This window comes from Paenibacillus sp. FSL R5-0766, from assembly GCF_037971845.1.
Classification (GTDB): Bacteria; Bacillota; Bacilli; order Paenibacillales; family Paenibacillaceae; genus Paenibacillus.
In genome coordinates this window covers 808035-826566 of sequence record NZ_CP150227.1, presented here as the reverse complement: position 1 = coordinate 826566, position 18532 = coordinate 808035, and the positions used below count along the sequence as shown (strand labels likewise).

The window sequence follows — 18532 nt, the reverse complement described above, 5'->3', positions numbered from 1 at the left end:
TTCATTCTATTACCCAGAGCAATACAAACGATGGCATGCATTTTTGATGAAGAATTGTGGATATTCCCTGACTAACATGAAGAATGCCTTAATTATATGCGTTTTTTATAGACAGCTCATTCAAACAGGAGGAAAATAAACAAATTGCCCTACATTACTAAAGAATAGAGATGATCTATATCCATGAAAAAAGAATTAAATATCCTTGCCATTTCCGGAAGTCTGCGCAATCGGTCCTCCAATTCGTTACTAATGCACGCCATGATTAAACTGGCTCACACTAACCTTAAGTTTGAAGTATATGACGGATTAAATGATCTGCCGCATTTTAACCCTGACCTCGATGTCGAGGAGGGTCCAGTGTCCGTACAGAACTTGAGAGCCCAACTTAAGCATTCGGATGGTGTCCTTATCTGCACGCCAGAGTATGGAAACGGCGTTCCTGGGGTCTTAAAAAACGCACTAGATTGGGGTGTATCTTCTGGAGAATGGCTCAATAAACCCACCATTGTCATTGCTGCTTCCCCAAGCCCCATGGGAGGTGACAAAGCCCATGCTTCCTTATTGCTCACACTAAAAATGATTAATGCACAAGTTCTACAGGAGGGCTGTTTAACCATTCCTCATATTACATTGAAAATGAACAAACAAGGAGTCATCATTGATTCGGAAACCCAGTGTGCATTGCAGAACTCCCTTACAATCCTTGAGGAAGCTTGCAACCAAATGAAAGTATAGACAGATGTTGCTTAATTAAATGAACGATAGAGAAATGATCCATTTAAAGTTATTTAAAATTCTCATAAATATTGAAATAAAAAACAGCCCTGGTAAATAACCAAGGCTGTTAAGGTTTATATAAGCATTTAGATAAAAACAAAAAAGACACACTCAAAATCATCAAGTGCGTCTTCCTATATTGCTTGGCGGCGTCCTACTCTCCCAGGACCCTGCGGTCCAAGTACCATCGGCGCTAGAGGGCTTAACGGTCGTGTTCGGGATGGGTACGTGTGGAACCCCTCCGCCATCGCCACCAAACGCATAGCTTAGCTTACATTCAGAGATCGTTCTCTGAAAACTAGATTCGAAACGAAACATGCGAATTATCACTTGCTATTGGATAAGCCCTCGACCGATTAGTACTGGTCAGCTCCATGCATTGCTGCACTTCCACCCCCAGCCTATCTACCTCGTCGTCTTCAAGGGGTCTTACATACTGGGAAATCTCATCTTGAGGGGGGCTTCACGCTTAGATGCTTTCAGCGTTTATCCCGTCCGTACATAGCTACCCAGCGGTGCTCCTGGCGGAACAACTGGTACACCAGCGGTACGTCCATCCCGGTCCTCTCGTACTAAGGACAGCTCCTCTCAAATTTCCTACGCCCACGACAGATAGGGACCGAACTGTCTCACGACGTTCTGAACCCAGCTCGCGTACCGCTTTAATGGGCGAACAGCCCAACCCTTGGGACCTACTTCAGCCCCAGGATGCGATGAGCCGACATCGAGGTGCCAAACCTCCCCGTCGATGTGGACTCTTGGGGGAGATAAGCCTGTTATCCCCAGGGTAGCTTTTATCCGTTGAGCGATGGCCCTTCCATGCGGTACCACCGGATCACTAAGCCCGACTTTCGTCCCTGCTCGACTTGTAGGTCTCGCAGTCAAGCTCCCTTATGCCTTTGCACTCTTCGAATGATTTCCAACCATTCTGAGGGAACCTTTGGGCGCCTCCGTTACTCTTTAGGAGGCGACCGCCCCAGTCAAACTGCCCACCTGACACTGTCCCCGCACCGGATTACGGTACCAGGTTAGAACCTAGATACGATCAGGGTGGTATCCCAACGTTGCCTCCACACAAGCTGGCGCTCATGCTTCAAAGGCTCCCACCTATCCTGTACAGATCGTACCCAAATTCAATATCAAGCTGCAGTAAAGCTCCATGGGGTCTTTCCGTCTTGTCGCGGGTAACCTGCATCTTCACAGGTATTAAAATTTCACCGGATCTCTCGTTGAGACAGCGCCCAAGTCGTTACGCCATTCGTGCGGGTCAGAATTTACCTGACAAGGAATTTCGCTACCTTAGGACCGTTATAGTTACGGCCGCCGTTTACTGGGGCTTCGGTTCACAGCTTCGGGATGACTCCCTAACCACTCCCCTTAACCTTCCAGCACCGGGCAGGCGTCAGCCCGTATACTTCGCCTTACGGCTTCGCACAGACCTGTGTTTTTGCTAAACAGTCGCTTGGGCCTTTTCACTGCGGCCCCCTCGTGCTATTCACACTACCGGGGCACCCCTTCTCCCGAAGTTACGGGGTCATTTTGCCGAGTTCCTTAACGAGAGTTCTTCCGCGCGCCTTAGAATACTCTTCTCGCCTACCTGTGTCGGTTTGCGGTACGGGCACCATCACCTGGCTAGAGGCTTTTCTTGGCAGTGTGAGATCATGACCTTCGCTACTATAATTTTCGCTCCCCATCACAGCTCAGCCTTACAATGTGCGGATTTGCCTACACATCAGCCTTACTGCTTAGACGGACATCCATCAGTCCGCGTCACTACCCTACTGCGTCCCCCCATTGCTCATAACGGCTTACGGTGGTACAGGAATTTCGACCTGTTGTCCTTCGACTACGCCTTTCGGCCTCGCCTTAGGTCCCGACTTACCCTGAGCGGACGAGCCTTCCTCAGGAACCCTTAGGCTTTCGGCGGATCAGATTCTCACTGATCTTTTCGTTACTCATACCGGCATTCTCACTTGTATAATGTCCAGCGCTCCTTACGGTACACCTTCAACCCTTATACAACGCTCCCCTACCCCTGATGCAAAGCATCAAGCCATAGCTTCGGTGGTGTGTTTAGCCCCGTTACATTTTCGGCGCAGAGTCACTCGACCAGTGAGCTATTACGCACTCTTTCAATGATGGCTGCTTCTAAGCCAACATCCTGGTTGTCTGTGCAACTCCACATCCTTTCCCACTTAACACACACTTGGGGACCTTAGCTGATGGTCTGGGCTGTTTCCCTTTTGACAATGGATCTTAGCACTCACTGTCTGACTCCCGGAAGTAAGTCTATGGCATTCGGAGTTTGACTGAGCTTGGTAACCCTTGCGGGCCCCGCACCCAATCAGTGCTCTACCTCCACGACTCTGTTTTCCGAGGCTAGCCCTAAAGCTATTTCGGGGAGAACCAGCTATCTCCGAGTTCGATTGGAATTTCTCCGCTACCCCCACCTCATCCCCGCATTTTTCAACATGCGTGGGTTCGGGCCTCCAGTGCGTGTTACCGCACCTTCACCCTGGACAGGGGTAGATCACCCGGTTTCGGGTCTACGTCCACGTACTATGTCGCCCTATTCAGACTCGCTTTCGCTGCGGCTCCGGCTCTTCACCTTAACCTTGCACGGGAACGTAACTCGCCGGTTCATTCTACAAAAGGCACGCCATCACCCCTAAAACGGGCTCTGACTTTTTGTAAGCACACGGTTTCAGGTTCTATTTCACTCCCCTTCCGGGGTGCTTTTCACCTTTCCCTCACGGTACTGCTTCACTATCGGTCGCTAGGAAGTATTTAGCCTTGGCAGATGGTCCTGCCGGATTCATACGGGGTTTCACGTGCCCCGCACTACTCGGGATCCGTCTCGGAGGGAACCAACTTTCAACTACAGGGCTTTTACCTTCTTTGGCGGGCCTTTCCAGACCTCTTCGCTTAACCGGTTCCTTTGTAACTCCATGTGAGACGTCCCACAACCCCAAAGAGCAAGCTCTTTGGTTTGGGCTTCTCCGCGTTCGCTCGCCGCTACTGACGGAATCACTATTGTTTTCTCTTCCTCAGGGTACTTAGATGTTTCAGTTCCCCTGGTATGCCTCTACACAACCTATGTATTCAGTTGTGAGTAACTGGAAATTACCCCAGCTGGGTTTCCCCATTCGGACACCCCCGGATCAAAGCTTGCTTACAGCTCCCCGAGGCAGTTTCGTTGTTCGCCACGTCCTTCATCGGCTCCTAGCGCCTAGGCATCCTCCGTGTGCTCTTAGTAGCTTAACCATTTTGTTCCGGTTTCGGTCGCTCGCTTCCCTTGTTTTGCTTGCGCAAAGCCAAAAGTCGCTCTCACCCGATACCATCACAAAAGCAATTTAACTACCTTTATACACTTGACTTGTTTGCACAAGTTTAGCTTAAAGGAATGTTCTAATTCGCGTTTGTTTCGTTTCGATATCTAGTTTTCAAAGAACAAGCTCCATGCAAAAGCAAGCTGTTTGAGAGTTTGAGCTCTCAAAACTGAGCAACGAGTGAGTAGTTTGTGCAGATCTAGTCTGCGATTTGAATGTTTCCGTTGCAGGAAACGATTCTCCATAGAAAGGAGGTGATCCAGCCGCACCTTCCGATACGGCTACCTTGTTACGACTTCACCCCAATCATCTATCCCACCTTCGGCGGCTGGCTCCTTGCGGTTACCCCACCGACTTCGGGTGTTATAAACTCTCGTGGTGTGACGGGCGGTGTGTACAAGACCCGGGAACGTATTCACCGCGGCATGCTGATCCGCGATTACTAGCAATTCCGACTTCATGCAGGCGAGTTGCAGCCTGCAATCCGAACTGAGACCGGCTTTGTTGGGATTGGCTCCATCTCGCGATTTCGCAGCCCGTTGTACCGGCCATTGTAGTACGTGTGTAGCCCAGGTCATAAGGGGCATGATGATTTGACGTCATCCCCACCTTCCTCCGGTTTGTCACCGGCAGTCTATCTAGAGTGCCCACCCGAAGTGCTGGCAACTAAATATAAGGGTTGCGCTCGTTGCGGGACTTAACCCAACATCTCACGACACGAGCTGACGACAACCATGCACCACCTGTCTCCTCTGTCCCGAAGGAAAGATACATCTCTGTATCGATCAGAGGGATGTCAAGACCTGGTAAGGTTCTTCGCGTTGCTTCGAATTAAACCACATACTCCACTGCTTGTGCGGGTCCCCGTCAATTCCTTTGAGTTTCAGTCTTGCGACCGTACTCCCCAGGCGGAGTGCTTAATGTGTTAACTTCGGCACCAAGGGTATCGAAACCCCTAACACCTAGCACTCATCGTTTACGGCGTGGACTACCAGGGTATCTAATCCTGTTTGCTCCCCACGCTTTCGCGCCTCAGCGTCAGTTACAGCCCAGAGAGTCGCCTTCGCCACTGGTGTTCCTCCACATATCTACGCATTTCACCGCTACACGTGGAATTCCACTCTCCTCTTCTGCACTCAAGTCACCCAGTTTCCAGTGCGATCCGGGGTTGAGCCCCGGGATTAAACACCAGACTTAAATGACCGCCTGCGCGCGCTTTACGCCCAATAATTCCGGACAACGCTTGCCCCCTACGTATTACCGCGGCTGCTGGCACGTAGTTAGCCGGGGCTTTCTTCTCAGGTACCGTCACCTTGAGAGCAGTTACTCTCCCAAGCGTTCTTCCCTGGCAACAGAGCTTTACGATCCGAAAACCTTCATCACTCACGCGGCATTGCTCCGTCAGGCTTTCGCCCATTGCGGAAGATTCCCTACTGCTGCCTCCCGTAGGAGTCTGGGCCGTGTCTCAGTCCCAGTGTGGCCGATCACCCTCTCAGGTCGGCTACGCATCGTCGCCTTGGTGAGCCGTTACCTCACCAACTAGCTAATGCGCCGCAGGCCCATCCCCAAGTGACAGATTGCTCCGTCTTTCCAGTTTCCTTCAGGCGAAGAAAACAATTATTCGGTATTAGCTACCGTTTCCGGTAGTTGTCCCAAACTTGAGGGCAGGTTGCCTACGTGTTACTCACCCGTCCGCCGCTAAGTATCAAGGAAGCAAGCTTCCTATCAACTCCGCTCGACTTGCATGTATTAGGCATGCCGCCAGCGTTCGTCCTGAGCCAGGATCAAACTCTCCAATAAAGTATTGAAAAGAGCGATAAGCTCATTTTGAATCTGACGAGATTAAAAATCTCATTTGTGCTCCAGTCGATTCAAGCCAAGGCTTGTCTCAAACTTTCGCGTTCATTCTGCAAGCAGAATGTTTACTCACTCGTTGTTCAGTTTTCAAAGATCAAACTTATTTCGTTACCGAATGTTGTTCTCTTCAGCAACTCTTATATAATATCATGTTCGAACCAACTGTGCAAGCTCTTTTTTTAAGTTTCTTTCGAAGCTTATTTCATTCGCTTGCCGCACCGTGTATCTCGTGTTTTTTTGGCCGGAAATAGAATATACCATGTACAGTTATGGAACGCAAGTCTTTTTTTCGATAAACATTAAATTCTTATAAAATGAGTATCCTGTAGACCTTTTAACAAGTATCTCCTTATAACCAGCTAAATGATACATCTGCGCACTAACTTTAATGATCGGAGTAATTAACTCACATACGCAAAAAGGTTTTTCATATGATTCCTAATCCAACTTATAGAGAAACTCATGTTGTATACAGTACAGACTCATCACGTTATAGAACTTATTAACCGATGATTTCATTGGATAAACAACCAACAGATCATAGAACATTATACTCATTCCTTCTATATAGAAGAAAACATTTTTGAAATTCATTTTGCTCAAGAAAAGAATACAAAAAAAAGCGAAAGCTCCGGGTTTTAAATCCCGTGGCTTCCGCTTCTTTCATATATAAGGTAACAAACTTATCTACGTATTCTTCATTAAAATTAATGCACGCTTACTCCCCGCCAATAAATACGTATCGGCAAACCACAATGAGCGCCAAGATCCACATAAGCCAGTGAATTTTCACTTTACGCTCTGTAACCAAGTTACTGAACACCGCCAGAATCACATAAGATACGATACCTGCGGAGATCCCGTTTGCGATTCCACCTGTAAAAGGCATCAATACAATCGTAAGGAACGCGGGGAAAGCTTGAAGGAAATCATCCCACTCGATGCTACGTACTTGACTCATCATAAGCACACCCACGATGATCAATGCCGGAGCCGTCGCAGCGGATGGAACAACCAGCGCAAGCGGTGCGATAAATAGGGCCAAAATGAACAACAAACCTGTTGTTACCGAAGTCAGTCCTGTACGTCCACCTGCCTCAACACCTGAAGCACTTTCAACGTAAGCTGTAATGGTACTTGTACCCAGTGCAGCACCTGCACTGACACCAACTGCATCGACGAGCATCGCTTTACCGATCGTTTTCTCGCCTTTTTTCTTATCCTTCATAATCCCCATACGCGTTGCAGTACCTACCATCGTACCAAACGTGTCGAACAATTCAACGAAGGTAAAGATAAAGATGATCTCGAACAATCCCAGACTGATTGCACCTTTCAAATCCAGCTGTCCAACCGCCAGATCACTAAAGTTAGGCAACCAGCTTGCGCCTGAAAGACCACTCAGATTCGTAACGCCCATCGGAATACCAATCAGCGTTGTTGCTACGATCCCGATCAGCAGAGCGCCTTTGACGCGCATAACCATCAGAATAGCAATAAGGAGCAAACCAATCAGGGCCAGCAACGCATCGTGGTGCGTTACAAAGTTGCCCAATGACAAGTTAAAACTGCTACCTGGAATCGGCTGACTCAGATCTGCGTCTGGTGCAACATTAACTGTTACAGCCACGAGATTAGCAAGTTTGAAACCAATAATGGTAATAAAGAGACCGATACCCACCGTTATGGCCATTTTGATCGACTGCGGAACTGCTACAAGCAGCATTTGCCGAATCTTTGTCACGGTCAAAATAATGAACACGATACCGGAAAGGAATACCGCTCCGAGAGCTGCTTGCCAAGTAATCGCTCCATTCGAACTTAGAACGACAGTCATGAAGTACGCATTCAATCCCATACCTGGTGCAAGCGCAATCGGAATATTCACGAACAATCCCATAATAATAGTCATTAATCCGGCGCCGACGGCTGTTGCAAAGAATACTGCATTATCCGACATCCCCGCACCGGCTTGTCCCAAGAACAACGTATTTACAAAAAGAATGTAAGCCATTGTCATAAACGTAGTGAGACCCGCAACAATCTCCGTTCTAACGTTTGTTCCGTTTTCTTTTAATTTAAAGAAACGATCCATAATTACTAACTCCCCCTTAGAGATGTTGAAGCCATATTGAAAAACGACAAATGACCCTGATGAAGATTCTTCACCCAGGGTCCAGCTGACAAGGAGTGGCACGATGCCTTTACTAAGAACAAAAAAAATTCTAATGTGCGTGATGTCCATGCAATCATGTAGAATTCATCTGCTTAGCCTTCTCCTCTTCGTAGCCAGATCATTAGGGTGATCTCGTAGAGACTCCCGGGCCAATCCCCAGGATTATACGAATAAGTATGCGCTATTTGTTTGTTTCCCATCACTATTTTAGGAGGGCAGTATGTTTTTGTCAATGAGAAAAACGAATATTAATCTCGCCCTTATATAATATCGTTCGTATTATTTAACAGATTGAACCAGTTCAGCGGTTTACAACCCAATTGAATACGCTTTTTTCGGTGTAATCTCAATGGGATATGTCCATTCTTTCAGACTGAAAGTTCCGCAGGATAACATAAAAAAGCTAACCTGATCAAAGAGCAGAAGCGCTCTAATCAGGCTAGCTTATATTTCTGATGCGTTTTAGCAATCAGGTGAATGATGATCTAGGAGTAACGATATCTCGTATTCCGAAGACTTAAACTCATTAGGTATATGGAGCAACTTGCGACATACGCCGGAACTACTTTTTACCGGATCAGTCCTATGTTAATTAAATCTCTGTCTGCGGAGTATCCTGTATATCTTGTTGTTCCTGATTTGTGTTTGTTGTTAAGTCAGAGGATAACTCCTGGTTTTTGGTCTGATCGGAAGAAGCATCCGCTGCCTCTAAATTCACAAATGGAAAGTCCCCCGAACCGGAAGCCAGATCTTGCATACCTGAACCGCATCCTGCCAGCATCACCATCAGAAACGCACTTCCAATGCCCATCTTCCATTTGCTCATATAGTCGGTTTTACGCATACATTCATTCTCCTTTCAGTAGCCATATAGCTCTTAGTATGTACTTATTGTACAGGCCGGACCTGAAAGGATCATGAAGTGAACTTTAAAATGGGATGAAATTCGAAATTCCAAGCAAGTATCAGGTAGAGACTCATTATTTGGATCTAATGAAACTGACTACCTCTACAAACTTAACTATTATTATAAAATTACCGATATAAAACATGAAAAATCACGTATTATGGAGGTTATGAGATGTATTTTGGAAAAAAATTAATTATGGGCATGTTGTCTTTCCTATTGATAGCGGGATGTCTGGCTGGCGCTGTCGTAGCAAAGGATTCAAAAGTCAATGGGTTTTCTATTGATGTAACAAGCGATTCAACCCTAATACCTGGTCAGGGTATATCGGTGAACGTCGGAATTCTCAACACTGGCGCCCCTCATGAAAATGGAGACGTCCAATCAGCGACTATCGTTTTAAGCTATGATGAGAATATCTTTACAACGGATGAAGATGAAGTACTACGGTTTGACGAAACACTTGGAAAATACATATGGAGAGACGATGCCTTTATCATTCCTACCGACTATTTTGAATCCAAGGATTACACGATCCAAAATCCAGAACCCGCAGATCTTGACCCTAATGACGGTAAACAAGAAATTATTATTTCGATTTCAGCCAAAAATGGTAAATCAATTAGTTCTTCCTCCGGCGAAGCATTTATATCTTTTCATCTAAAAACTAAAGAAGACAGTTTGAATAAACAAACGTCTATTGAAGTTTTACCGGCTATGACTCTCTTGGTAAATCACACTGGAGAATCAATTCAGAATTATAACACAACACCAGCAAATATTTTCGTTTCTATGCCAAAGAACATTTTCGTTGTTGCGGGGACAATGCGACCTGAATTTCTACCCTTCATTTTCAGTTTAAATGATGGCAACGAACTGAATGCACTTGCATACTTTGAAAATGGGGATGCTGTCTATGTAACGGATATGGTCACATGGCATTCAACAAACACAGAAGTATTAAAGCCCCATGGAAACGGTAATGTACAAGCTGTAGGCTTAGGAACTGCCTCAATAAAGGTCTCATTCGGTTCTATAACTGGTGAGAAAATGATTAAAGTTGTAACACCTGCCACTGCCGCCATATTGAATGCAGAGCCTGAGCCATATGCTACCGTAGTTAGATCAGACTCCAAGCCAATAGAAGTTCAAGTTATTATAAATGGCAAACTAATCTCAGATTCAGGCCGCATCGTTAATGGGTCCGTATACATTCCTTTACGTGCTATCAGCGAATCCTTCGGTGTTGTCGTAGGCTATGATTCCTCCAAGAAGTTACCAGTGCTCTATGGCAGTCCCCTGACACAGTCCAGAAATATCTCAGGAATTTCATATGTTAAAGCAAAGGATATCCCGTCTCTACTTGGCGCAAACATTAAATGGAGCAACGCAACTAAGAAATTATATATAGAGTATCCTTCCAAACCTTAATAATCAACAATAGCTTGAGCACAAAAAATACTCTTCTCTATTTGCTTAAATTCACAGATAGAGAAGAGTATTTTAATTATACATTCAAGTTTATACTGCGTTCTATTCCCACTCGATCGTTGCAGGTGGTTTGGAAGTTACGTCATAGACGATACGGTTTACGTTATCAACTTCGTTAACAATCCGTACGGAGATTTTCTCCAACACATCCCAAGGGATACGTGCCCAGTCAGCTGTCATACCGTCGATGGATGTTACAGCACGGATACCTACAGTGTAGGAATACGTACGCGCATCACCCATAACGCCAACACTCTTCATGTTCGGCAGGGCTGTGAAGTACTGCCAGATTTCGCGGTCGAGACCGGCTTTGGCAATCTCTTCACGCAGGATGTAGTCTGAATCACGAACGATGGTAAGTTTCTCTTCGGTAACCTCACCAAGAACACGGATCGCAAGACCTGGACCAGGGAACGGCTGACGGTGAACAATTTCGTCCGGCAAGCCACACTCGGTACCGACTTTACGTACTTCATCCTTGAACAGCGTGCTCAGCGGCTCGATCAGTTTGAAGTTCATGTCCTCAGGCAGACCGCCCACGTTGTGGTGGGATTTGATGGTCTGTGCAGTCGCTGTACCACTTTCCACGATGTCCGTGTACAGTGTACCTTGTGCCAGGAATGCAAAGTCATCGAACTGCTTGGACTCTTCGTCAAATACGTAAATAAACTCGTTACCGATGATTTTACGTTTTTGTTCCGGATCATCCACGCCAGCTAGCTTGGACATGAAGCGCTCTTGTGCATCAATTTTGACAACTTTCATGTCGAATTTGCCGACAAATGTCTCCATTACACTTTCTGCTTCGCCTTTACGTAGCAGACCGTGGTCGATAAACATACATGTCAGTTGATCACCAATGGCTTTGTGAAGCAATGCAGCTACAACGGAAGAATCTACACCGCCGCTAAGCGCACACAGTACTTTACTGTCGCCCACTTTTTCACGAATGTCTTTAATGGTGTCATCGATGAATGTCTCCATCGTCCAGTTGCCTTCGCAACCACAGATTTCGAACAGGAAGTTACGAATCATGTCGTTACCGCGAACAGAGTGACGTACCTCCGGATGGAACTGAACAGCATACAATTTACGTTCATCGTTGCTCATGGCAGCGATTGGCGCACTTTCCGTGCCTGCATCCAGTTTGAAACCTGGAGGAAGTGTAACCACGTGGTCACCGTGACTCATCCATACCGTATGTTCGCCTTCAATGCCTTTTGCCAGTGTAGATCCAGCAGCAAACTCAAGGTCGGCTTTACCGTACTCACGCTTCTCGGAACGTTCTACTTTACCTTCGAGCTGTTGGGCCATAAGCTGCATTCCGTAGCAGATACCGAAGATTGGCAAGCCTAGGTCATAGACACCTGGGTCCACGTGTGGAGCATTCTCAGCGTATACGCTGGACGGCCCACCTGAAAATACGATTCCTTTTGGTGCCATTTCTGCGATCTTTTCCGCCGGTGTGTTATACGGCAAAAGCTCGCTGTATACGCCAAGATCCCGGATTCTTCTGGCGATTAACTGGTTGTATTGGCCCCCAAAGTCAAGGACAACCACAATCTCATTCTGCTTATTCATAACCGTGCCTCCCTCAATTCAATGAAACTAATTATACGCAACGACAAAACATACCGTCAAGGAAAGGCGAAACTCCTTTTTTCGACATATCAAAACAGGATTACCAATTGCCTATAAATATGAAATTTCGAATAGAAAAGCTTGGCAGCAAGATGCTGGTTCAAGTGTATGATCGTGGAAAGACGCCTCGTTCGCAGCGCAGCGCGAAAGGCGTCTTATGTATGGCATGCAGCGATGAAGCAAACGCTGCATTTAAATAACAATGCGCAGGCCAATGGCGATCTTCATCTGCCTACAAGTGGCCAAGCTCTATTGGAAAGCGATAGCGATTGTATAGCAGCTGATTCGCATCTTTGGTGTAACGTTGTAACATCCTTGTGTTACAACGCCTGCAACCGCCGGGCCAGACGAAGTGCCCGGCGCAGGAAGTCCAGACTGTCCGCGCGCAACGGACGGTCTGGGCCGTACAGCAGCCGTTCCCAGTCGGCTGCAAACCGCGCGATGTCCGCGCCGTCCGCGCCTGCGGCCAAAGCCGGTGACGCTGCATATTCACGCAGCGTCATACCCGGCGGCCGCGGGCCGTACCGGCGCGCGAGCGCGGCCCAGACCGGAGCGGCGGCGCCCAGCAGCCGCTCGCGGTCTGGAAAGCTGCTGCGCGGCCACGCCAGCAGCAGCCTTATCCGCAGCGCGGGGCGTAGCCGCCGCATGCGGACCAGAGCAGCGGCGCCCAGCAGGGCCGCTGCCACAAGGGCTGCCGCGAGCCATGGCTCCGCGGCAATGGCCCGTGCGCGGGCGAGCAGCCATGCGCCCGCGTAACCCAATCCGCCGCTCATATACGGCGGAGTCTCCGTAACAGACTGCGCCCCGGCGAGCGCTGCGACACCTTCGCCCGCGCCTTGCGCCATGGTGAAGCCTGGCGTGGCCTCTATCGGCATCCAGCCTGCACCCGGAAAATACACCTCTACCCAGGAATGTGCATCTCCCTGTGAAATCACATACTGACTGGGCACATCCGGGTCAGCAACTCCGGGACCAAAGCCTTTAACCCAGCGTGCGGGGATACCTTCCGAACGAAGTAACACAATCATAGCTGTGGAGAAATGATTGCAATACCCCTGCCGGGTGACGAATAAAAAATCGTCCACAAAATCGGTTCCACGCGGTGGCATACGGGTATCCAACGTATACTCGGCATGAGCAGCCAGATAAGTCTTTACAGCTTGCACAGCGTCATACCGGGTCTCACTGCCTTGAATGATTTCCTTGGCAAGCGTCTGCACTCGATCAGGGAGTGGTGTAGGTAATTGCAGATAGTCCCTCCGAATGGATGCCGGATCTTTCCCTTTATTCGTTTCCTCAAGAAGACGTAACTGTTCAGGGGATGCGACAGGAACCATGACGTCTGCCGAATAATTTTTAACCTTATCGTCCCCTGAGCTCGCGAGCCACAATGTTGCCGAATCGCGATTAGACAGCAAAGAAAACATGTTTTCCTGATTATCCTTGTTCTTATCCTGGAACGATACGTTAACCGGTATGCCCCCGGTAAAGAGAGGATTTGGTCCTTTCCACTCTCGCTGCATCGTAACGGTTTGGCGAATGCGACTCCAATAGGTTGGATTCTCCCAACCATCAGCACGCAGCATTCCGGATGGACTTGCCGTTTCGAAGCTTTGACCCGGGTCACTCCAAGTACTACCGTTATAATATGAACGGGTCTCCCCTCGCCAATACGTTACTTTCGGACTCTTCGCTATAAAAAAGATGGAATTCCCCTGCACCAACGGTGCTCCCATAGGCGCATCCGCTGTGCTATATCCCGTGACTGCCGTTGCAGCAGGGATACTACTGTGCTGTGTATAACCTGCCCAGCGAGCTAGGCGTTCACCCATCTGCTCCAAAGATATGCGTTCCGGTTGAGGAATGGAAGCAAACTGGCCAGGTAACGCGGAGAGAAGCACCATACCTGCGGAAGCAACGATAGTAACGGCACTCCAACGGCCATAGGGGCTGCCACGATAACTTGGAGTAGTGACTCCTCCATTGAGACGTAATAGCTGAAGCAGAGCCTGAATAAGAAAAGTCCATAGGACAGACCGTATTACGGAAGCATACACATCCAGCCCCGCAAAAGATTCAAGCAGAAGCAAATAGAGCAGCGTTGCACTGCCAAACAGCATAACGCTTCGACGTAACAATACGAGGGATTGCACAGAAGCCATGAGCATGCTCCAGCCGCACATCATGAACAAACCTCTCGTTTCTGTACTAATCGAGTGGAATCGCCAGTTATTTATAAAAGTGTCCATATCCGCTGAAAATATTCCCGGATAAGCGACTGCCCAACGGACAGGATCATCTCCTCCGTACATCAGACATAAAGCAGCGAGTGCAATGAATAATCGGATCAGTACTCCAGTGATCCATCCTGTACGAATCAATCCCACGAGCAGCAATGCTCCCGTTAATCCCGCCATTACGGACAAGAACCTTTCACTGCCCTGCTGATCTGATGATGTTACCGGATATATCCACTCCAGAGACAGTATAAGTAAAATGGCCGAAATAAAAATTCTGTACAGGACAGGTACGATAACATATCCCTCATCCTTTATGTCTATCACAGAATTCTGGTTCACAGCTTTATTACCATTACGCTCCCACATCCGTTACCTCCACCTTTCCCAATGAAGATAACGCAACGTCTGTAACCGCGTGTATAAGCACCCCGCTGTGACGAAGCCGCTCCAAACTTAAGCTGTCATATCCCAATCCATTCATCAATCTATCCGTTGATCCTAATTGGTTTTGGTTCTGGTCCGCTTCAGTCAATTGCACCTCTACACGATAACCCGACCCGATTGCAGTTATGATCCATTCGGCCAGAACCGGATCCATCTTGCCTGTGAGAACCACAATTCGCGACCCACTCGTCAGTCCATCCAGCATCTCCGTTCGAAGCGAAACAGAGCCTGATTGTGCTTTGGATATCCGTGCCTCCGCTAACTTGTCCAGTCCATGATTCTCATCATCTGCATGGAACGGCCCATGTTGCCATTGATACTGTGCATCATAGCTCTTATCGCCACCTTCCATCCACAGATGATAAGGAATGTCATCCCGCTCAGCGGTATGAATCCAGCGGGCAGCTGCAAGAACCACTCGTTCAAAAGCAGGTACATCCAAGTTCTCCCGCTGTTTTACGTCATACCCCGACGCGCCTTCATACACAAGGATGCCGAGCGAAGACAGATCCGTAGTATCGGGCAGAAAGGTCTGAAGTTTTCCCGTTTTGGCTGTACTTTTCCAATGAACTCGTCCCAGTGGGTCACCCTGCTGATATTCACGGAACTCAGGACTACGGTTACCCTGACTATTTCTTCGCTCTGACAGAGTCCCTTCGATCATCGCTTTGAATTCTACCGAATCCCCCTTCCCCCAAGCCGTTGCTTGAGGAACAACAATCAGGGGTGTACCTCCTGCGGTCTCTGCGGAGAGGGTATTCCAGCCAAACATATCCCCCCAATACAATCTGCCCGTATCCCATCTGTAGACTCCTCTGCGTAAACCGGAACATTCATATTGATAGGAAAATTGTCGCCGTGTTCCCGGGAAAATCAATTTGCGATGAACACCTGCAGGTGTGTTCTCACACAGAACGATCCATAACAATGGAATACGGCAATTGAATTCCAGTTCGACAAGAACCCGTACCTGCTCGCCTGCCTCAATCCGGTTCGCGTGTATTTTCCGACGGATATGAATACGCCGGGGTCCGAACCAATGGAGAAGCAGACCTCCTGTGAACATCAAGAAAGCTATAACAGATAGAAACAACGCCGCTTTGCCCCCATGCCACTGATACAAGGAAGCAAAAGCCACCACCAAGACAGCACTCACAATCCGTTGTCCCAGCGCAGTCATTGCCTCCGTCCCCTTCCCTGTGATGCCATCTGTACAGGTACCGGGACCGATGACAATGCTTCTTCAATGACTTGTACTTGCCCCCAAACCTCCGCTCTGTTCTGTGCCTTCAATTGAATACGGTGGGAAAGGACAGGCACAGCTACCTCTTTCACATCATCCGGAATGACATAACTGCGTCCTTGAAGATAGGCAAATGACTGCGCCGCAGCCATCCAGGCCAGTGTTCCACGCGGACTGATGCCCAATCTGACCGCCGGAAGACTGCGAGAGGCTACAGCAACGGCCACCAGATACTGTTTGACGACGGGATCAACATGTACCTGTTTGACTTCGCGCTGCATGGCTACGACCTCTTCAGCAAGCAGGACAGGGCGAAGTTCATCAAGCGCTTCTCTACCTTGCATGCGGGTCAACAATTCCAATTCCTGTTCCGGATCGGGATACCCCAGTCCAATTCTCATGATAAATCGATCCAGCTGCGCTTCAGGCAGACGGTACGTACCTTCGAACTGTAACGGATTCTGTGTCGCCAGCAGAAAGAACGGGCGTGGCAAGGCATAGGTTGTGCCATCAACCGTAATACGTCGTTCCTCCATTGCCTCCAGCAGGGCAGACTGAGTGCGAGGTGAAGCGCGATTTATTTCATCAGCCAGGACAACGTTGGACATGACAGGCCCGGGCCGAAACTTGAATTCAGCTGTATGTGGATGATAGATTGAAGTCCCCGTAACATCTGCCGGCATGACATCGGACGTGAATTGAATCCGGCCCATGGAGCAGTCCAGTGCAGAAGCAACGGCACGAACCAGCATCGTTTTCCCGGTACCCGGCACATCTTCCAGAAGTACATGACCTCCACTGAGCATTGCAGTGAGGACATAACGAATCTCTGTTTTTTTGCCAATAATCACACTCTCAACACGCTTCATGACCCTGTTTAACAATTCAACAGCATGTTCATGTTCCATTCGGATATAAGACATTTCTCTAATCTCCTTCCGTTCATCCGCATTCCTGAACCATAGTAATCTATGATTCAGTGTTGCCCGGAAGTAGAGAGAATAGTCCTGCAAGAATGACTTTCTTCAGATCATTTTATACTTATATATGTTGTTCATTGCCGAAATGGATCTGGAAGTGCCTGCCTTTACCGTCCACTCTGCTTCATTACTGGTTAAGGAATTCACCCTCAACCCCATCTGCTCCAGTAACTCACGTAACGGAACCCAGATGGTTCCCCCCTGACTCTGTACTGCTCCCGTTTCAATTGTCCCTGTTGTTGTCAGTGTTCCGCTCACGCTGTCTGCATGAATCGTTCTTTCCTTCCATACTGCTATGGCCGTCCTTGTTTCAGAGTCCCAGCGAGTGCTGCCCCCGAATTTTTTCATGAACGTACGCAAAGGCACCATGATTCGCTGACCCTCCATGCGGAACTCACCCGGTTGCAAGGTAGCTGCAGCCAATCCCACCTCTACCTTCAACTTCTTGCTTGCAAGCCATAATGTTGCGTTCGCTTCTACATGCTCTGCGATCCAGGCCTTTCCTGGCGCCTTGCGGGCCTTATACTTACCATCTGGATGCACACGGAATTGAACTGGTTGATCTGTACTTTTTATGGTGTCAAAACGATATCCATGATCACGATAATATTTGATAATACCCGGAAGTGCTTTTACCGTTTCAGCATGTGCACCACCGTCATGCATCAGGACAATGACCGAACGTGCTCCCGCAGGTACTTTGGTCGAATTGCTGAGGATCTCTTTGGCCGGAACACCTTTACGTTTGGAATCCCCACTATCGACGTTCCAGTCCATGACGGTGTATCCACCCAAATGCAGCAAATCAAAATAACTCTGGTCAAAATGCCCGTAGGTACCGCCTGGTGCTCGCACCAGATTCGGACGGAAACCGGTTATACGCTCCAGTACTTCCTCTGTCTGCTTAATTTGTTTCCAGAACACTTTAAAATCACTGTACAACTGTTCGTATTGATGATTAAACGTATGATTGCCCAAAGCATGTCCATCCTCCACAAGCCCCCGGATTAACTCCGGATAACGCTCTGCCTGCTCACCCAGCACAAAAAATGTAGCCAAAACCTTCTCCTTGCGCAAAATATTCAACACTTCACGGGTATGGTTACCCGGTCCGTCGTCAAAACTCAGATAGACTACCTTGTCTTGGGTTTTCTTTTCTGCCGAGATCGGATCATCTGAGCCGGAAGCAGAAGACGCGTAAGCTACGCCTGCATAGGCAGCGAATGCACATAACAAGACCGCCACTCGTACGAGAATGACAGACCATTGTTTAGATAAAAACATATGTATGGATGTTACGGGGACTTCCCCTTTTTCCCTGATTCTGAAACCCGATCTCTGTACCATTTACGAATCGACCTCCACTGTCTCTAGTAATTTGCTGATAGACTTCAGCAGATTTGTTAGAATTATATGGAGACTACATGGAAAAAAGACGTGATTT

9 protein-coding genes, 3 rRNA genes and 1 riboswitch are annotated in these 18532 nt (G+C 48.1%); of the genes, 2 read left to right on the top strand and 10 right to left on the bottom strand.

Going from position 1 to position 18532, the window contains the following annotated elements:
• Positions 1-183 precede the first annotated feature (183 nt).
• On the top strand, positions 184-738 hold the full coding sequence (locus tag MKY66_RS03810) for an NADPH-dependent FMN reductase (protein WP_076215153.1): 555 nt from the start codon (positions 184-186) through the stop codon (positions 736-738).
• A 183-nt stretch (positions 739-921) separates the two neighbouring features.
• Here the strand turns inward: MKY66_RS03810 and rrf are convergent.
• The 5 genes from rrf to MKY66_RS03785 form a co-directional block, all read right to left on the bottom strand.
• Positions 922-1038: ribosomal RNA gene (gene rrf, locus MKY66_RS03805) — 5S ribosomal RNA — on the bottom strand.
• A 78-nt stretch (positions 1039-1116) separates the two neighbouring features.
• A 23S ribosomal RNA gene (locus MKY66_RS03800) occupies positions 1117-4044 on the bottom strand.
• 312 nt (positions 4045-4356) lie between these two features.
• A 16S ribosomal RNA gene (locus MKY66_RS03795) occupies positions 4357-5909 on the bottom strand.
• The 16S, 23S and 5S rRNA genes sit together here, the layout of an rRNA operon.
• A gap of 775 nt (positions 5910-6684) precedes the next feature.
• Positions 6685-8061, bottom strand: a complete 1377-nt coding sequence (locus tag MKY66_RS03790) for an NCS2 family permease (protein ID WP_047841443.1) — start codon at positions 8059-8061, stop codon at positions 6685-6687.
• Between the two features lie 171 nt (positions 8062-8232).
• Positions 8233-8332, bottom strand: a riboswitch (purine riboswitch).
• A 402-nt stretch (positions 8333-8734) separates the two neighbouring features.
• Positions 8735-8968 carry a hypothetical protein gene (locus MKY66_RS03785; protein WP_339806890.1) on the bottom strand — a complete coding sequence of 78 codons (234 nt, stop codon included), beginning with the start codon at positions 8966-8968 and terminating at the stop codon, positions 8735-8737.
• A 255-nt stretch (positions 8969-9223) separates the two neighbouring features.
• On the opposite strand from MKY66_RS03785, the gene MKY66_RS03780 reads away from it, so the two are divergent.
• Positions 9224-10480, top strand: coding sequence for a hypothetical protein (locus tag MKY66_RS03780; RefSeq protein ID WP_076217189.1), 1257 nt, complete (start codon positions 9224-9226; stop codon positions 10478-10480).
• Positions 10481-10582: 102 nt separating this feature from the next.
• Here the strand turns inward: MKY66_RS03780 and guaA are convergent, their stop codons facing one another.
• The 5 genes from guaA to MKY66_RS03755 all read right to left on the bottom strand — a co-directional run bounded on the left by guaA (position 10583) and on the right by MKY66_RS03755 (position 18372).
• Complete coding sequence (gene guaA, locus MKY66_RS03775) at positions 10583-12121, bottom strand: glutamine-hydrolyzing GMP synthase (RefSeq protein ID WP_076217188.1); 1539 nt, start codon at positions 12119-12121, stop codon at positions 10583-10585.
• Between the two features lie 380 nt (positions 12122-12501).
• Positions 12502-14787, bottom strand: a complete 2286-nt coding sequence (locus tag MKY66_RS03770; protein WP_076217187.1) for a transglutaminase-like domain-containing protein — start codon at positions 14785-14787, stop codon at positions 12502-12504.
• Positions 14774-16045, bottom strand: coding sequence for a DUF58 domain-containing protein (locus MKY66_RS03765; RefSeq protein ID WP_076217186.1), 1272 nt, complete (start codon positions 16043-16045; stop codon positions 14774-14776). The genes MKY66_RS03770 and MKY66_RS03765 overlap by 14 nt, the downstream gene beginning before the upstream one ends.
• Positions 16042-17016, bottom strand: a complete 975-nt coding sequence (locus tag MKY66_RS03760) for a MoxR family ATPase (RefSeq protein ID WP_339806887.1) — start codon at positions 17014-17016, stop codon at positions 16042-16044. The genes MKY66_RS03765 and MKY66_RS03760 overlap by 4 nt, the downstream gene beginning before the upstream one ends.
• A gap of 117 nt (positions 17017-17133) precedes the next feature.
• On the bottom strand, positions 17134-18372 hold the full coding sequence (locus MKY66_RS03755) for a polysaccharide deacetylase family protein (RefSeq protein WP_339806885.1): 1239 nt from the start codon (positions 18370-18372) through the stop codon (positions 17134-17136).
• Positions 18373-18532 lie beyond the last annotated feature (160 nt).